The sequence below is a fragment of the Halomicrobium katesii DSM 19301 genome (assembly GCF_000379085.1).
GTDB lineage: Archaea > Halobacteriota > Halobacteria > Halobacteriales > Haloarculaceae > Halomicrobium > Halomicrobium katesii.
Map to the genome: position 1 here is coordinate 1974995 of NZ_KB905378.1, position 16868 is coordinate 1991862.

Annotated in this window: 16 protein-coding genes and 1 pseudogene; 3 read left to right on the plus strand and 14 right to left on the minus strand. The window is 68.8% G+C overall.

Annotated features, from left to right (window positions below; genetic code table 11):
* Positions 1-18 precede the first annotated feature (18 nt).
* The 5 genes from HALKA_RS0110480 to HALKA_RS0110500 all read right to left on the minus strand — a co-directional run bounded on the left by HALKA_RS0110480 (position 19) and on the right by HALKA_RS0110500 (position 7187).
* On the minus strand, positions 19-912 hold the full coding sequence (locus HALKA_RS0110480; RefSeq protein WP_018257945.1) for a methyl-accepting chemotaxis protein: 894 nt from the start codon (positions 910-912) through the stop codon (positions 19-21).
* A gap of 117 nt (positions 913-1029) precedes the next feature.
* The gene (locus HALKA_RS0110485) at positions 1030-2013 is read right to left on the minus strand and encodes a transcription initiation factor IIB (RefSeq protein WP_018257946.1); all 984 of its coding nucleotides are present in this window, start codon (positions 2011-2013) and stop codon (positions 1030-1032) included.
* Positions 2014-2270: 257 nt separating this feature from the next.
* The gene (locus HALKA_RS0110490; RefSeq protein WP_018257947.1) at positions 2271-4112 is read right to left on the minus strand and encodes a lysylphosphatidylglycerol synthase domain-containing protein; all 1842 of its coding nucleotides are present in this window, start codon (positions 4110-4112) and stop codon (positions 2271-2273) included.
* Positions 4113-4242: 130 nt separating this feature from the next.
* Positions 4243-5961 (minus strand): radical SAM protein, encoded by a 1719-nt coding sequence (locus HALKA_RS0110495; RefSeq protein ID WP_018257948.1) that lies wholly within the window; start codon positions 5959-5961, stop codon positions 4243-4245.
* A gap of 59 nt (positions 5962-6020) precedes the next feature.
* Positions 6021-7187: a hypothetical protein gene (locus HALKA_RS0110500; RefSeq protein ID WP_018257949.1), complete on the minus strand. Its 1167-nt coding sequence runs from the start codon at positions 7185-7187 to the stop codon at positions 6021-6023.
* Positions 7188-7533: 346 nt separating this feature from the next.
* Here HALKA_RS0110500 and HALKA_RS0110505 point away from each other — a divergent pair, with 346 nt between their 5' ends.
* Entirely contained in the window at positions 7534-8193 is a 660-nt protein-coding gene (locus tag HALKA_RS0110505) for an HAD family hydrolase (protein WP_015763973.1), read from the plus strand.
* Between the two features lie 239 nt (positions 8194-8432).
* On the opposite strand, the gene HALKA_RS0110510 is transcribed toward HALKA_RS0110505, so the two are convergent.
* From HALKA_RS0110510 to HALKA_RS0110520, 3 genes are all read right to left on the minus strand, one after another.
* Positions 8433-9257, minus strand: coding sequence for a hypothetical protein (locus HALKA_RS0110510; protein ID WP_018257950.1), 825 nt, complete (start codon positions 9255-9257; stop codon positions 8433-8435).
* On the minus strand, positions 9254-10270 hold the full coding sequence (locus HALKA_RS0110515; RefSeq protein ID WP_018257951.1) for an ABC transporter ATP-binding protein: 1017 nt from the start codon (positions 10268-10270) through the stop codon (positions 9254-9256). Before HALKA_RS0110515 ends, HALKA_RS0110510 begins: the two co-directional genes overlap by 4 nt.
* Before the next feature lie 96 nt (positions 10271-10366).
* The gene (locus tag HALKA_RS0110520; RefSeq protein WP_018257952.1) at positions 10367-11155 is read right to left on the minus strand and encodes a DUF429 domain-containing protein; all 789 of its coding nucleotides are present in this window, start codon (positions 11153-11155) and stop codon (positions 10367-10369) included.
* Between the two features lie 114 nt (positions 11156-11269).
* Here HALKA_RS0110520 and HALKA_RS21405 point away from each other — a divergent pair, with 114 nt between their 5' ends.
* Both HALKA_RS21405 and HALKA_RS0110530 read left to right on the plus strand, forming a co-directional pair.
* The gene (locus HALKA_RS21405; RefSeq protein ID WP_015763969.1) at positions 11270-11428 is read left to right on the plus strand and encodes a DUF7559 family protein; all 159 of its coding nucleotides are present in this window, start codon (positions 11270-11272) and stop codon (positions 11426-11428) included.
* Positions 11428-11808: pseudogene (locus HALKA_RS0110530) on the plus strand (Hsp20/alpha crystallin family protein); the annotation flags it as partial. The gene HALKA_RS21405 and the pseudogene HALKA_RS0110530, both read left to right, overlap by 1 nt.
* Before the next feature lie 12 nt (positions 11809-11820).
* Here HALKA_RS0110530 and HALKA_RS0110535 read toward each other — a convergent pair.
* The 6 genes from HALKA_RS0110535 to HALKA_RS0110560 all read right to left on the minus strand — a co-directional run bounded on the left by HALKA_RS0110535 (position 11821) and on the right by HALKA_RS0110560 (position 16675).
* A complete protein-coding gene (locus HALKA_RS0110535) occupies positions 11821-12924 on the minus strand; it encodes an NAD(P)/FAD-dependent oxidoreductase (RefSeq protein ID WP_044956678.1) in 1104 nt (367 codons plus the stop codon).
* 2 nt (positions 12925-12926) lie between these two features.
* Positions 12927-13703 carry a DUF7388 family protein gene (locus tag HALKA_RS0110540; protein WP_026190267.1) on the minus strand — a complete coding sequence of 259 codons (777 nt, stop codon included), beginning with the start codon at positions 13701-13703 and terminating at the stop codon, positions 12927-12929.
* 105 nt (positions 13704-13808) lie between these two features.
* A complete protein-coding gene (locus HALKA_RS0110545; protein ID WP_018257956.1) occupies positions 13809-14435 on the minus strand; it encodes an NUDIX hydrolase in 627 nt (208 codons plus the stop codon).
* A 57-nt stretch (positions 14436-14492) separates the two neighbouring features.
* Positions 14493-14954, minus strand: coding sequence for a DUF7109 family protein (locus HALKA_RS0110550; RefSeq protein WP_018257957.1), 462 nt, complete (start codon positions 14952-14954; stop codon positions 14493-14495).
* Between the two features lie 108 nt (positions 14955-15062).
* Positions 15063-16007: a phosphotransferase family protein gene (locus tag HALKA_RS19485; RefSeq protein WP_018257958.1), complete on the minus strand. Its 945-nt coding sequence runs from the start codon at positions 16005-16007 to the stop codon at positions 15063-15065.
* Complete coding sequence (locus HALKA_RS0110560) at positions 16004-16675, minus strand: HAD family hydrolase (RefSeq protein WP_018257959.1); 672 nt, start codon at positions 16673-16675, stop codon at positions 16004-16006. The genes HALKA_RS19485 and HALKA_RS0110560 overlap by 4 nt, the downstream gene beginning before the upstream one ends.
* Positions 16676-16868 lie beyond the last annotated feature (193 nt).

The window sequence follows — 16868 nt, forward strand, 5'->3', positions numbered from 1 at the left end:
TGTCTTCTGGTTCGCGCCCTACCGGCGCTCGATCATGTCCTGCAGCTCGTTGACCTTCGCGGCCTGTTGCTCGTTGGCCGCGGCGATCTGTTCGATCTCGGTGGCGACCTCCTCGGCGCTCTCGGCGGTCGTGTCGACCATGCTCGCGACCTCCTCGGTCGATGCGGCCTGTTCGTCCGTCGCGGAGGCGACCTCCTCGGCACCCATCGCGGCCTCCTCGACAGCCTCGTCGATCTTCCGGAGGATGTCGACGGCCGTCTCGACCTGCGTGAGCCCCTCCTCGACCTGCTCGTTGGCGTGGTCGATGCTCTGGACGGTCTCTTCGGTGTCGGCCTTGATGTTCGAGACCAGCTCTTCGATCTCGGCCGCGTTCTGCTGGGACTCCTCGGCGAGGCTCTTGACCTCGTTGGCGACGACGGCGAACCCCTCGCCGGCCTCGCCCGCTCGCGCGGCCTCGATAGAGGCGTTCAGGGCCAGCATGTTCGTCTGGTCTGCGATGTCGTTGATCACCTCGACGATCTCGTCGATCTCGTCGATGCGATCGCGGAGCTGTTTGACGTCGGCCGACACGTCGGTGTTTGCCTCGTCGACGGCCTCCATCGCACCGATCGCGTCGTCGGCGGCCTCGCGGCCGTCGGCGGCGAGATCGCGGGCGTCGTCGCTGACCTGCTTGACCTGGCTGGCACTGGAGGCGACCTCCTCGACGGTCGCCGAGAGATTCGACACCTCGCTGGCGACCTCTCGCATGTTCTCGGACTGCTCGTTGGCGAGGTCGCTGATCTGCTGTGAACTCTCCGAGACGCCCTCGGAGGCCCGGAGCAACTCGTCGATCGCGCTCCCGAGTTCGCCACCGGCGAGAGACCCACCAGACGAGGCTTCGACGCCGCCATCGGTCGTTGGTTCCTGGTCCATAGCGGTACCAGCGGCTGGGACCGAATTAAACGTGACCTCTCAGTTATCAGGGTTGATTACGCCAGCGCCGGCGACGGATCGGTGGCCCGCGCTCCGGGGACGGAAACGAGAGACCAGTTAGGCCATCGGGAGGCCCTGCTCGGCCTCCAGCAGCTCGTGGTAGCGGTTGCGGATCGTCACCTCGGAGATGTCGGCGACCTCGCTGACGGCGGCCTGGGTCGTCTTCTCGTTGGTCAGCAGTGCGGCGGCGTACACGGCCGCTGCGGCCAGTCCGACCGGGGACTTGCCGGAGTGGACGCCCTGCTCTTTGGCGTTCTGGAGGAGCTGACGGGCGCGATGCTCGGCCTCGTCTGACAGTTCCAGCGAGGAGGCAAAGCGGGGGACGTAGCTCTCGGGGTCAGCCGGCGCGACTTCGAGCCCGAGTTCGCGGACGACGTAGCGGTACGTGCGTGCGATCTCGCTCTTCTCGACGCGGGAGACCTCGTCGATCTCGTCCAAGCTCCGGGGGACGCCGGCCTGACGAGCGGCGGCGTAGACGGAGGCCGTCGAGACGCCCTCGATGGAGCGACCGGGCAGGAGGTTCTCGTCCAGCGCACGGCGGTAGATGACGCTCGCGGTCTCGCGGACGTTCTCCGGGAGGCCGACGGCGGAGGCCATCCGGTCGATCTCGCCCAGTGCCTGCTTGAGGTTGCGCTCCTTGGAGTCACGGGTGCGGAACCGCTCGTTCCACTTGCGAAGCCGTTGCATCTTCTGGCGTTGCTTGCCCGACAGGGAGTTGCCGTAGGCGTCCTTGTCGCGCCAGTCGATGTTGGTCGACAGCCCCTTGTCGTGCATCATGTTGGTCGTCGGTGCGCCGACGCGGGACTTCTCGTCTTTCTCGCTGGAGTCGAACGCCCGCCACTCCGGTCCGCGGTCGATCTCGTCGGTCTCGACGACGAGCCCGCAGTCCTCACAGACCGTCTCGCCGTGCTCGTCGTCGACGACCAGCGTGCCAGAACACTCCGGACACGCGGTCGATGTCGTCTCGCTCTCTTCTTCTGTCTGTTCCTCGTCGGTCGTCGTGCGCGCTCTCGCTCGCGTTCTGGTGTTCGAATCGCTCATTGTACGAATGCGGGCGCTATCCGGGGTATCGGTGCCGAGAACGACTGGTGTCGTCCCATGCCAGGCGACGAACGGCGACGGTTCCGGTCCGTCATCGACGATCCCGGACGCTCGATTGGTACCAACACAGTGCCTTCGAAACTCATTTAAATCTATCGAATCTCGGAAGTCGAAACCGGTGTGAACGGTGCGAACGTGGTGTTTGAGAGAGTTTGACGCACCCGTTCAAATAGGGTCTGGCCGACAGTTGGTACGTACTAGTCGGCCTCCGGCTCGATTTCGCCGGACTGCTGGGACTCTTCGACCGCGGTCGTCAGCGAGACGTTGAGCCAGGCCATCGATCCCAGCCCGCCGACGATCGTGACGGCGTTCTTGACGGCGTGATCGACGATCGAGATCGCGAGTGCGACCGGCCCCGTAACGGTCGTCAGCCCGACGACGATGAGGGTGAAGGCACCCTCGTAGAGGCCGATCCCGCCCGGCGACAGCGGGAGGATCTTCGCGAGGTTGCCGACGCTGACCGCGAAGAACGCGGCCGCCACCAGCGACAGTGTGAGCTCGATGCTGGGGAAGGCAGCGAAGACGACGACCGCCGTCAACACGTCGACGATCCAGATGACGAGGCTGCCGACGCCGACCCGGAGGAAGGCCCCCCGGTCGGCGACGACGGTCTCGACGTCGCCGACGAACTGTTCGACGATTCCGGAGACGTACTGGGCGTAGGAGTCGTTGCTGAGCGCGGTGACCGCACGGTGGACGAGATCGCTGTCCCGGCGGGCGCTGACGACGATCACGGCGACGCCAGCGATGGCCGCCGCACCGACGACAGCGGCGACCTGGAGCGCCGTCCGCGCGGCCGCGGCGGGATCGAGCGTGTCGTCCCCGATCGTCACCGGGGGTACGTCGGCCGCGATCGCCTGGGCGATCTGGTCGGTCCCGCCGGTGACGACGAGGCCGACGAGGACGCTCCCGGCCAGGACCGTGATCGCGAGCAGGTCGAAGACGCGTTCGACGGCCAGCGAGGCGAACCCGGTCGGATACGGGATCTGCCGGCGGGCCTTGACGACGTACGCCCGGACGCCGTCGCCGAGTCTGGCGGGAAAGACGAGGTTCCCCGTCTGGCTGATGAAGATCGCGCCCGTGAGGAACCACGTGTCGCTGTCGTGACCCAGCCGAGCGAGGATGTCCCGATAGCGCTGTCCGCGCAGCGGCCACGACAGCAGGTACACCACGCCCGAGAACGCGACGACGCCGCCGTCCGCCCCGCTGATCGCGTCCAGGACGGCCGCCGGATCGAAGACGACCGTCACCGCGAGCACGAGCGCGGCGATCACCAGCAGCGACCCGGCAGTCATGCTCACCTTCCGCGTGATCCGGGGGCTCACCGACAGCTGCCACCAGGTCCGGACGATCTGGCTCCCCATCCCGAACACGTCCCGCACGAGATCGACCTTCGAGTCGCCCTTCGGCGTCCAGTCGACCGGGAACTCCTTGACGCGGTAGCCCTCGCGCTGGGCGCGGACCAGCAGCTCCGTGTCCCAGAACCAGTGTTCGTCTTCGACTTCGTCGAGGAGATCGAGCGCCGCCGCCCGATCGAACGCCTTGAAGCCACACTGGTGGTCCCGCAGATCCGATCGCAGGAACAGCCGCACGAGGGTGTTGTAGCCGAGGCTCGGCACCCCTCGCTTGGCGGGGCGATCGGCCCGGTTCTCGGGGAGCCAGCGCGATCCCGTCGCCACGTCGTACTCGCCCGATCGGACCGACTCGACCAGCTCTTCGAGGTGGCGCATGTCCGTCGCCAGATCCGTATCGAAGTACACCAGCGTCTCGCCCTCCGCCCGCCGGAAGGCGTCGGTCAGCGCCCCGCCCCGCCCCAGCCGCTCGTCGGAGTGGACGTGGCGTACGCGCTCGTCGGCGTCGGCCATCCGGGTCGCGATCTCCGGTGTGCGGTCCTCGCAGCCGTCCTCCGCGACGATCACTTCGAGGCTCCCCGCTGGCAGGAAGGCCGCCAGCGTCGACAGCGTCGTCTCGACCGTCTCCTCGATGGTCGCGGCCTCGTTGTAGGCCGGCAGGACGACGCTGACTTCCACGTCGCTCATTGTGTCACGGTGCGCGAGCGACCGAAAAGTACCTTCTGTTCGGCAGACGAGCCCGGCCGGTCGTCACCTCGGGACGACCGTCGCCGCTCCGTCGACACTCCATCCGTCGCGACACCCTCGACGCCGGCCGTCAGTCCGCTCCCTGTCGATGTTCGGCGGCGACGAACTGTGTCAGTGCGTCGTCGATCTCTTCGACGGAGTCGTAGGGTCTGTCGACGACGATGTCGCCGGCCGTCGAGCGCCCGATGCCCGGAATCGCCCGCAGCTCGTCCATCGAGGCGGCGTTGGGGTCCAGCGGGTAGGGGACGCCGGTCACCGAGCGGTAGCCGTGGTCGGTGATCGCCACGTCGATGGTCCGGCCGAGTTCGCGTTCGCCGGGGATGCCTACCAGCAACGGGTAGGTCCCCAGCTGGCGGCCGAAGGTCTTCCCGTCCTGGTGGTACTCCAGGGTCACGTCCGGGAGCACGGTCCCGACCGATGCGACCCGCTTGAGCATCGGGTTGTCGATCGTCTCGCGGACCTCCTGTTTGTACTGCTTGAACAGCTGCTTGTGGTCCTTGGCGATCTCCGCGCCGGTGTCGGCCATGTCAGTCCCCTCGAAGGCCATCACCTGTCGGATGTTGATCCGGCGCAGCATGTACCCCTCGTCGTAGACGCGCTGGAGGAACCGCTTGTTGTGCTCGAAGCTCTCCCGGCGTTCGCCCTTCAGTCCGTGGACGAGGTTGATCCCCGGCAGGAGCTTCGGGAGTCGGTTGGGCGCGTCACTGCCCGTACTGGGGCCGCTGCCGGGCTCCTCGCCCGGCCGGACGCCCGCGACCTCGTTGACGATCCGGACGGCCTGGAAACACTCTTCGGCGGAGACGTTGAGGTTGTTCTCCTCCTGGACGAGCGGATCGGCCGACTCCAGCCCGAACGCCGCCGTGTCGCCGGGCGTGTTGTGCTCGGCGATGACGCGGATCCCCTCGCGGGCCTTCTCGGGCCACTCGACGACCGTGATGGGGTTCATGTTGTCGAGGTGCAGCGTCTCCAGGTCCGGAGCGACCGACCTGATGCCGCCGTAGAGATCGCGGAGCGCGTCGGGGTTCGGTGCCTTGCCGTCGCCGCCGTAGGCGAGGATGTCCGCCTGCCGACCCAGCCGGAAGTTCGCCACGCCGCGATCGGAGAGGGCGTCGACCTCGTCGACGACGCTCTCGGGCGGCCGGAAGTCGGGGTCGCCGTACATCGGCTCCGTACAGAACGAACAGCGGTAGGGACAGCCACGCGAGGTCTCTAGCTCGGCGATGAGGTAGTCCGGATGGTTGGGGTGTTGCTCGACGACGAAGGCACCCTGGCGCGCCCAGCGGGTCTCCTCGGGGACGCCGCGGTAGCGGTCTTCGAACCCTTCGAGCCCGTTGTCGACGAGATCGTAGGCCGCCGCTTCAACGTCGGCCATCGCCAGGAAGTCGAAGTCCAGATCGTCGCGGGCGGTCTCGCTGGCCCCTTCGTTGGCCTCGCCGACGCCGAAGCGGACGGGCCCGCCCATCATCGAGGTGCCGTCGGCAGTCCAGGCCAGCTTGCGGACCTCGTCGGGCTCTGCCGGCGTCCCGCCGACGTACTTGCCGGGGACGGTCATCCCGCCGACGTAGACCAGCAGGTCGGCCTGCTCTACGTCCTGCCAGCGGGCGCTGTCCTCGCGCAGCGCGTCGATCGTGTGGTACGTGATCTGTCGCCGAGGGACACCGGCGTCGACGAGCGCTCCGGCGGTGTAGCGCGGATACGTCGAGACGTACGGCGGGACCCCGAAGTGGGCCGGCTCGTCGACGTAGCCGTCGACGATCGTCACCGAGAGGTCGGCGGGGTCGGTAGTCATGTCCGTCGCTACCGGCTCGACGCCTAAAACGGTGTCTGGTCGGGATCGGAGTCGGCCGCTCAGCCCGCGAACGGGATGTACTTCAGGAGCGTGGCCGGGAGCCCACCGGCGGTCTGTTGCAAAACAGTCTCGTGACTCAACAGCCGGTCTATGTAGTCGTCGACGACCGGATTCGCGGACTCTTTCACGTCTGTGGGTTCGAGCTGTTCGTAGACCTGCCCACGGGTGCCCCGGAGCTGGCCACCGAAACGCAACAGATCGTCCGTGATCTGGAGCGCCCGCGGGGTCAGTGGTTTCCGAGCGGCGGAAACGCTGTCGAGGTCGTCGAGGGTCGCACCGAGACGGTCCCGGATCCGCGTCAGGTGCTGGTCTTCCAGCAGCGCGAAATCGTACGCCAGATAGAGGTTGTTGAGCAGTTGCAGTCGCTTCCAGCGGCGACTCCAGTGACGGTGCTCGTCGAACGCGCCGGTCTGGATCACCGCTCCCGGACGGGCAACCGAGATCGCGTCCGTGTCGAAGCGGCCGACGTACGGCTTCGCGTGGCTGTTGAGCGTCTCTTCGTCCAACGGCCGGTCGTCGCGGCGGATCAGCTGCCCCCGTTCTCGCTCGCTGAGCGCGTCGGCGTCGTAGAGAAACGAGATCGTGGCAACCGGCCGTTCACCGATCCGGCCGACGTACGTGTCGGGGACGTTCGCTCCGAAGAGCCAGCGATCGATCGGTCGGAATATCTCCTGGACGAGCGGGCCACTGTCGTCGGCCCACGAGGGAGGGGCTCCGTCGACGCGGAGCTCCTGGCGAACGGTCCGCTGGAACGCGATGAAATCAGTGAGATCGAGGGGCCGCGAACTCTCGAAGTACACTCGAAACCGGGCGACGGCCAGACCGAACGGGTAGTAGAGGACTCGGGCCGTCACGTCGAGGTTCACCAGATCGTACCGACCGAACGTCCAGCCGGGAAGCGTGAACTCGTAGCTGGGGACGCAAAACAGCGGCCGGAACTCGAAGTTGTTGCGTCGCTCCGGGTACTGGAGGTGATCCCAGAACGCCCACCCACCGTCGAAGGTGCCGACGGCGTCGACTGCGACCGTCTTCGCGTCGTGATCGCCGTCGGTGACGAGACTCTCCGACCTGTTCCGGACGGCCGGCCGTAGCTCGGACCGGTCGAACAGTCGCTCCAGGTAGAACGCCTGTGTCGTCTCGGTGATCGTCCCCTCGTAGATCCCCATCGTCTCAAGCTTTATTTGCGAGCAGGGGTATTTTAAACCGTGGACTCTGTGGGCTGTACCGCCCTGTACAGAGCCGCCGCGAGGCGGCACATTCGTGGTTAGAAGTCGGAACGGGGGTTAGACTCCCGCGATAACCTCGTCGCTCGCGGCGTGGCTCGACGCCGCGCTGGGGGCGACTAGATCGGCGGGGAAAACCGCCGGTCGAACGTGCCGCCTCGCGTTCGCATTCATCCGTCGCCGTCACTCGTTTCTCGACCTCTGCGTTCGTGATCCTGCCGACTGGACGAAGCGTAGCCGCCAGCTGCGGTGGTGAAACACTTATACCGCCCTCCGACGTACCTGGCGTATGACCTACGATACCGTCGTGTTCGACAACGACGGTGTCCTCGTCGGTCGGACCGCCTTCGACGTTCTTCAGGACGCGACCCAGGAGACGTTCGAAGCGTTCGGTGTGACCGATCCGGACCCCAACCACGTCGAAAACATGACAGTGGGAGCGACCCCACACCAGGTAGCGACGATCTGTGGCCAGTACGACCTCCCACGAGAGGAGTTCTGGCGCGCTCGCGAAGAGAAGATGGTCGAGGCCCAGCAGGAAGAGGCCCGCGCCGGGCGCAAGCGCCCGTACGACGACATCGACACGCTCGACGGCTTAGACGCCGCGAAAGGCATCGTCAGCTCGAACCAGCAGGCGACAGTCGACTTCCTCCTGGATCACTTCTCGGTCCGGGACCACTTCGGCACGGCTTACGGCCGCGAGCCGACGATCCAGAGCCTCGACCGGCGCAAGCCAAACAGCCACTACCTCGACCGCGCGCTGGCGGACCTCGACGCCGACTCCGCGCTGTTCGTCGGCGACAACGAGTCAGACATCCGCGCCGCGGAGAACGCGGGCATCGACTCGGCGTTCATCCGCCGCCCGCACCGCACGGACTGGGAGCTCAACGTCTGGCCGACGTGGGACATCGACTCGCTGTCGGACCTCCACGACATCTGCCGGACCTGAGACGGATCGCCGCCGTCTCCCCGGTCGACCGCACGACGGCGACAGCGGCCGTCCCGTACGGACTGTCGTCGCCGTATCACACTGTCGGCTGTCCGTCTGGGAACGATTTCGCCATCCCGAGGTGGCACGTATCGTCACGAAGGGACAGCCGACAGTCTCATACGGATTATTGTAGCGATTTACCGGTGATCGTCTACTCCGTGGCGACGATCACCGGTAAGCAACTACAATAAACCGTATCAGTAGTCCCCGAGCACGCCGAGTCGCCGGGCTCGCCGCGTCGCGGCCTCGAAGACGGCGTAGCCGAGCACGACGTAGCCCACGGCGACGCCGACGAGGATCAGCAGGTCGACGGCGGGGAACTCCCACAGCCGCGTCCCGTCGATCATCGCCCGCTGGAGGAGCGCGCTGCCCTGTGCCAGCGGGAGGAACTTCGTCCACCCGAGGTCGAACGCCGGGGCCGAGATCAGCAGAATGAAGCCGAACTGGAGGAGGTTCAGCCAGTTGCCGATGCGCTTGTAGAGGACGGCGACGCCGCCGGCCGCGAAGCCAAGTCCCAGCACGGAGGCGATCGCCAGCCCGGCGACGACCGCGATCGTCACCGCCGGCAACTGGAGCGTGGTGTCGGTGACGAGCAGCATCACCGCGAGGATCACCGCCGACGTGAGGAAGGTCCGGACGACCTTCGCGACGCCTTTCAACAGCGCGACCGGTGCGAAGCCGAAGGGGGTCATGATGTGGCGTTCCAGAGTCCCCCACTGGACCTCGCTACCGATGTCGTTCGAGATCGAGGAGTAGGCACCGACCGCGAGCGTCCACAGGAAGTAGCCGACGACGATCCCCTCCAGCGAGTCGGTCAGCGCCTGTCCGGCGATCATCCGCCCGCCGTAGAACAGCAGCCCGAAAAAGAAAAGCGAGACGACGATCCCGCCGAGGGCGTTGGCCGGGTAGCGCACGAACAGCAGGAACTCACGGACGAGGACGGCCCTCGCGAGGTGGTAGTAAGAAGCCGGACGGGGCGTCTCCCCGCCGCTCGGCGTCTCACTGGCTGGCTGTCCCGTCATCGACGGCCCTCGCCCTCGTCGGTCAGCCCGAGGAACACGTCTTCGAGGTCCGGTTGAGCCGTGTTCACGCTGTCCAGCGCCACGTCGGTGGACCGCAACAGGTCGGTCAGAGCGTAGAACCCCTCGCTGTCGGTCGCCACCTCGACGCGCGTTCGCTCGCCGTCGGTCGTCACCGCAGTCACCTCGAAGCCGTCGCGGATGCGCGCCAGCAGCGCGTCGTCGATGTCCGAACTGGCGACGGCGAACCGCTGAGTGCCGTCGCCCGACAGGAGGTGCTCGACGGTGTCGTCCGCGATCACGCGCCCGTCGTTCATGATCACGACGCGGTCACAGACCGCTTCGATCACGTCCATGTCGTGGCTACAGAGCACGACGGTCAGCGCCCGCTCGTCGACGATCCGGCGCAGTTCGCGTCGCAGCGTCAGCGAACTCTCCACGTCCAGTCCGAGCGTCGGCTCGTCGAGAAAGACCACGTCGGCGTCGGTCGCCAGCACGCTGGCGAGAGACACCTTCTGTTTCATCCCCCGCGAGAGGTCTCGCACCGCCTCGTCGGCCTTCTCGGCGAGGTCGAGCTGGTCGAGCAGGCGCTCGTGGCGATCCGCTACGGAGTCGGGATCGACGCCGCCGATCGTCGCGAAGTACCGGAGGTTCTCCCGGACGGTCAGCCGCCAGTAGTCGTTGCGCGCGCCCTCCAGCATCGCGTCGACGTTGGCGTAGGCGGCACTCGGCTGTTCGTACACGTCGATCCCGTCGATCAGAACCGAGCCGGCGTCGGGCAACACCATGCCGAGGATCGCTTTGATCGTCGTCGTCTTGCCCGCGCCGTTGGGACCGAGCAGCCCGACGACGGAGCCACGGCCGACGCTGAAGGACACGTCGTCGACGGCGGTGACCGCGGCCTCGCCGCTGGCGAACCGCTTGGAGAGCCCCTCGACGACGAGGGCGGCGTCGTCGGGCGGGTCGTCGGTCGCGGCCGCGTCGGCGCTCGTCTGCGGTCGCTCTTGGGTTTCCATCGACCGCCCGTACGTCGTGACTGAGTAAAAAGTCCCGCACGCGTTCGTCGTCGTGGTGCCAGCCCGGCGTTCCCCCGAGCGAATTCGGCGCGGATATCACACGTAGATGTGGCCTTCCTCGCGCGGGCCGTGGAGCGGCCGTCTCCCGTTCTCGGCGACCCGGCCGGCCGAGACTACCGCCGCGAGACTGTCGAGCGCGTCGTGGTGTCGTTCGTACGCCTCGCGGAACCCCCCGAGGTCGACGCTGCAGGCCTCGATCCCGTCGACGTTGGTCGCGCGGCGGTCTCGTCGGTCGCTCTTGTACCCCTCGCGGTAGAGCCCGAGCCAGCCGAAGGTCGCGGCGGGGTACACCTCGACGACGCGGGTCACGGGGTCGCCGTCCTGCATCGGCGCGACGGCGACATCGGGATCGTCGGCGAGGCCGGCAAGCACGTTCCGGATCCCGTAGAACGTCTGGTACTGGACCATCCGGTCGTAGGGACACAGCGCGGCGCGACGCAGGTCCGTCTCGCGACGCAGCGACGCGGTGCCGTCGCCCGTGTGCTCGCGAGCGGTCGAGCGACACGTCGAGGCGAACTCGTCGGGATCGGTCGGGCCGTCGAGCGTGAGCCACTCGACCAGCCCGGCCCACTCGCCGTCGCAGTGCTCGTCCAGTAGCGCCTGCGGGAGGCTGAACGGGAAGTCGAGCCCGACGACGTCGAAGGCCGTGAGCCGCGAGCGCAGGCCGGCGTGTGCGTCCTCGCGGTCCGGTCCCCACTCGTCGGCCGCGCGATAGCAGTCCTCGACCCGCAGTCCGTCCCCCGTCTCCCGCGCCTCCGTCAGCCACAGCGAGCGCCCAGCGTCGCTCGCACCGCTGAAGTCGACGCCCAAGACACGCGAACTCATGCCCCAGCCCACTCGCCGGGCCGACATGAAAGTTCTCGTTGTCGCCGTGTGTCCGGCGGGGCGCGTACTCCGGGCTCCGAAAGCTGTTTGTCCCGCGCGGTCCAACAGAATCGTATGCCAGCGACGCTCGAACTCGTCTGTACCGACGACGGCTGCGAACTCGACATGTTCGAACTCCACTACACCTACGACATGCCCGACAGCGTGGGCGTGACCGACTTCCAGTGTCCCTACTGCGGGGGTGTCGACTGCCTGTCGGAGGTCGAGCTGTGATGTTCGACTTCGCCCGCTCGCTCGGCGACGCGATCGTCGAGAACGTCGGCCGCGCGGCCGGCCGCGTCCAGGAACGGACGCCGCTGCCGGCCGATCTGCTGGAGAGCGACGACGCGTACCTCGTGGTGTTCGACGCGCCGGGCGTCGAGGCCGCTGACCTGCAGGTCCAGTACGTCGACGACCGTGTCGAGGTCCGCGTCGACCGATTCCGACCGTTCCACGAGGGCTTCGAGATACGCTATCCCGGCCGCGGACTCTCTCTCGACGGCGGCGTCACCCTGCCCGCCGACGCCGTGGTCGACGCCGAGGCCGCGTCGGCGACCCTGAAAGACGACGGCACGCTGCACGTCCGCGTCCCGAAAGCCGACGAAGCGGCCGACTGACCGCTCGTCTCAGCTCGGTGTCTCCTCGTCCTCGTCGAGCGTCATGCCGTCGACCACGTCGATCGTCTCGTCGCCGGTAAAGCGGTCGGGATCGTAGGCGTCGACGCCCGGCCCGCCGAGGATCTGTTCGCCGATCCGCTCGCCCAGAGCCGGCGAGCGCATGAGGCCGTGGCCGTGCCACCCCGTCGCCACGTAGAGCCCGTCCCCGACGCCACCCAGCAGCGGCTCTCGATCCGGCGTCGCGGTACAGAGCCCCGCCCAGGACTGCGCTCGCGTCGCGTCGACGGTCGTCGCAGCGCCCAGTCGATCGAGCGCGCTCCGCTCGAAGCTCGCGTCGGCGTCGGGATCCCAGTCGTCGGGATCGACCTCGTGGGCACCGTCGCCGACGAGGATCCCACCCTCGCAGGGCCGCCAGTAACACTGCTGGGTCGCGTCGTAGGCCATCGGGAGCGTCGCCCGTAGCGGCTCCGTCACGAGCGCCTGGGCGCGATAGGCCTGTAGCGGGAGGGCGACGCCAACGTCGGCGACGATCGGCTTCGTCGCGGGGCCGGCGGCCACGAGCACGGCGTCGAACCCGACCATCCCGTCGGGCTCGGCGACCGTCGTCGGCCCGGCCAGCGAGACGGGCGTCTCCGTCCGCACGCCGACCCCGCGTTCCAGCACGGTCTCCGTCAGCGCACTCGCGTACTCGGTCGGATCGACGAAGCCGGCCCGGTGTGCGATCGCGGCGACGCCGATCTCGTCGGTCCGAAGCTGTGGGTACCGCTCGCCCAGTCGCTCGGGCTCGACCAGCGCCACATCGCGCCCGTGGGTCTGCATTCGCGGGACCTGCTGGGCGATGGCGTCGGCGTTTGCCTCGTCGCCGTCGCGGGCGTACCAGACGTACGGACACTCGGTGAGCACGCCCAGTTCGCGGAACCGCCGGAGCGAGTCGGCGGCCACCGCGGCGTCCCGGTCCTCGGCGAACGCGTCGTAGCACAGCCCCGCCGCGCGGCCGGTCGCACCGCTGGCGATCTCCCCGCGGTCGTACAGCACCACGTCGGTGCCGCGGTCGGCCAGCGTCCGTGCGGCGGTCAGGCCGACGGCACCGGCACCGACGACGGCGACCCGCATCGTCACCGCACCGGCTCGATGCCCCTGGCCGGGTAGCCGACGATCGCGTCCGCGCCGGCCGCTCGAAGCTGTTCGATGCGTTCCGCGACCGTCTCGGGCTCGCCCACGAGCGCGTAGTCGCGCACGGCCCGGGCGAGCACGTCGCGGGCTCGTCCGCTCGCGGTCGCGTCGGTCGCCGCGCCGTCGGGCAGGGCCGCACGGACCGGGCCGCGCCGGGCGGCGTAGTCCCCGACGGCGTCGAGGATCTCGCCCTCGTCGTCGGTCAGCACCGTCGGCGCGTAGACGGCGATCGCCCCCTCGAAGCCGGCCGTTCGAAGCGCCCGGAGGTCCCGTCCCGTCGATCGAGAGAGCAACTCGAACTGGGTGCCGCCGATCGCCAGCGCGACGCGCTCGATGCCCTCGGTGCCGACCCAGGGATCGGTGGCCGTCGCCGCGGCCGCTTCGAGCCGAGGGACGATCGCCCGTTCGGCCTCGTCGCTCGTGAGATAGGCGTCGTGGCCCGCGACCAGGACTCGCCCGACACCGTCGGGCAGCGTCGCGAGCGCGCCGTCGTCGCCCAGCGGGTCGAAGCCGTCAGCTCGGACCGGCGTCGTCAGCCTGACGCGCTTCCGGTCGGCCAGCGCGGCCAGCGTCGACCGGTCTGGCAGGTGCTCGCGCCCTTCGTAGTCGATCGTCACCGTCGACACGTCGAGGTCGCTGGCCGCCGTCACGTCGACCTCGGCGGGCTTGAGCGCTGCCGCGTCGATTCCGACATCGTCGAGCGTCACTCCTGTGAGCATGATTTGGGTGGGCGTCGTGCCCGTTCGATTGCTCGCCCGTACCCGATCCGCTGGCAAATGCCTGTCGCTTGGGGGTCGGGCACGAAAGCCGCGACACCGATCGCCTCACACCTGATCGCGGACGCTGGGCGGATAGTCGTCGTCGGGGCCGGCCACGCGGTCCGGCTCGGTCGGCATCGTCCAGTCGGTCGCGAGTTCGAGCAACTGGACGAGCATCCGGGCGGTCGCTCCCCAGACGGTGTAGCCGTCGACGTGGAAGAAGTGCAGCCGGATGTCCCCGTCGTGTGGGTGGTCCCGGCGCTCGGACTCGTAGTTGTCCAGGTCCACGAGATCGTCGACGGCGAGGACGACGACTTCCGCCACTTCCTCGTCGCTCGGCTGGTACTCCCGGTCGGGAATCCTGGCGACGAACGGCCGGACGGAGTACTCCGAGACGGTGCGGATGTCGTCCAGTCGCCCGATCACGTTGGCGGCACGGGGGTCGAGACCGACCTCCTCCTGTGCCTCTCTGAGGGCGGTCCGCAACAGCGAGTCGTCCGCCGGCTCGCGGCCGCCGCCGGGGAAACTCATCTGGCCGGGGTGGTCCGAGAGGTGGTCGGCCCGCTTCGTGAACAGCACGGCGTGGTCGTCGCCGTCGCCCGCGTCGGTGACGACGGGGACGATCACGGCCGCCTCGCGTGGCTCCGCCGCGACCTCGATCGCCCCGTGGCTGGCCACCCGATCGAACTCCATGTGACAGCCTGGGGCCGGGACGCTCTTAATTCAGTTGGAAGCGCACCGCCGCCGGACTCACTCGCCGGCCGCGTCGGCGAGACGCTCGCGGGCCGCGCTCACGTCGATCGGTCCCCAGACTTCGAGTTCGTAGCTCACGTCGAGCAGGCGCTCTACGAACGCCTCGTTGTCCGAGCGGACGGCGACGAGGCTCTCCTCGCGGAACCGCTCTTGGACGGCCGCCGCGAGTCGCTCCCTGTCGATCGATCGCTCGGGCACGTCCATGATGTGGGGCAGGTCCGTCGCGCCGTCGGGCAGTTCCGGGAACGCCGCCGGACCGGCCGCGAGCAGTTTCTCGCCGTCGCGTTCGACGACCGCGAGGTGATAGGCGGCGACGGCGTCGTCGATCGCCCCCGCTGGATCGTCCGCGTCTTCGCCCCGCTTGAACGCCAGCTCGGAGAGCGCCTCGACCAGTTCGTCGCGGGTGAGCGCGCCGAACAGGTCGACGACGCCCGCGAGTTCGTCGGCCGTCGGTTCCATACCGGTCCTCGCGAGCGCGGCGGCTTGAGCGTTCTGGGTTTCGGGCACCCGACTGCCACCCGTCCGGCGGTCGCGACCGGGAACGGCGACGATCGCGCCGCGGCGGCGCTACTCGTCGAGCCACTCGTCGAACCACTCGCGGTGAACGCCGACGGCTGCCGTTCCCGTCAACTCGGGGTATCGGGGTCGCGTGACGGTTCCGTTCGAGTCGACGGCCGAAGCGGCGATCGCGGCGACTCGATCGGCCACCGACACGTCGGGCAGCGGCCGCACGGCGGCGTACCCCTCGCGGAACGCGCTCCTGAGCGGGGTCGAGTCGTCGACGTACCACGCCGCCACGAGGTGTTCGACCTTCGCGACCGCGAGAGCCGGATCGGCGGCCAGCGGGTCGGCCCAGTCGAGCACCGCAGCGAGGTCGCCGTCCGCGAGGATCGCGTTGCCCGGCCTGAGGTCCCAGGGGAAGAGACGCGGCTGTACGGCGCGCTCCGGGCGACTCGCGACGGCGGCCTCGATCGCGGGCCGGCGGTCGTCGAACGCCGACGGGAGCGCCTCGACGGCGTCGCTCGCGTACTCCTCGAAGAAGGTCGCGCCGTCCGGACCCGTGGCCGCGAGCGTCCCCGATGCCCCGACCTCGACGGGGCCGGCGGCGTCGAACGCGAACGCGTCGTGAAGTTCGCCGAGACAGCGGCCGAACCGACGGACGAGGTGCTCGCGGGTCGCACGCGAGCAGGTCACGAACGACTCGTGGAGACCCCGGCCGGAGACGTGCTCCGTGACGAGATACCCTCGGTCGCCGATGCGTCCCCGGCCGAGGAGTCGCACCACCGGGACCGTCGTCTGGTTGTAGACCGCGGCCAGCAGCGTCGCCTCCGTGTGCGCGCCGCTGGGCGTTGCGGTCAGCTGGACGACCACGTCTGGCCGGTCGGGGTACCTGACGATCGTGGTGTCCTTGTGGTTCCCCTGGGGCGGTGTCTCGGCTCCCGACGGCGCTCGCGTCTGGAGGACGCGGTCGAGGATCCGCTGGACGGTCACGTCGGGCGCGATCCGGGTCATACGACCCCGTCCAGATCGGCCGGTCCGTCGAAGACGTGCTCGGGACGGTACTGGCCGGGATCGCGCTCGTGCTGGGGACACCAGGCCGCCCGGAGCCCCGCACCGTGTGCGCCAGCCACGTCGTTTTCCAGTGAGTCACCCACGTACAGCGTCGTCTCCGGCGGCGTCTCGATCGCTCGACAGACCCTCGCGAACGGCTCGGGGTGGGGCTTCCGTCGCTCCATGTCGCCCGCGTAGACGACGGCGTCGACGCCCTCGTCGAGTCCGAGCGTCCGGACCTTGGGCCGCTGTCGCCGTGCGGGGCCGTTGGTCATCACTGCGACCGGACCGTGGTCGCGTGCCGCCGCCAGCGCCCTCTCGGCTCCCGCCCGGTAGGCGACGGCGCTGTAGTCGATGGCGTCGATCAGGCCCGCCGCGAGCGCGTCGGCCGGCACCCGCCGACGGCCGTGTTGTGCCCCGACGCGGCGAAACCCCGCCGCCAGCGACGACCGCTCGTCCTCGGGGTCCGGATCCGGCGGGCCGTCGAGGGCGGCCCACAGCTCGCCGGGCGAGCCGAACGGTTCCACGTCGGTCGCCGCGAACGCCGCCTCGTAGAGGGACGCCTCTGCCTGTGTCCCCTCGCAGAGCGTCCCGTCGAGATCGAACACGACGGCCGCCGGCGTCGTCATGACACGCCGTTAGCGCCGGACGAACAAAAGCGCACGTGGCCGTGGCGTCACGCTCGTCGCTGGGGTGTCGACAGTGTCCCGTGGCACCGTAGCTCGCACGGTACGCGTCGAATCGCCACAGAACCACAGCCCTACCGACGGTCGTCGCGACGTGTCGCCGAGTGTCGCCACGTGGGAGGTCCCCGGCGACCAC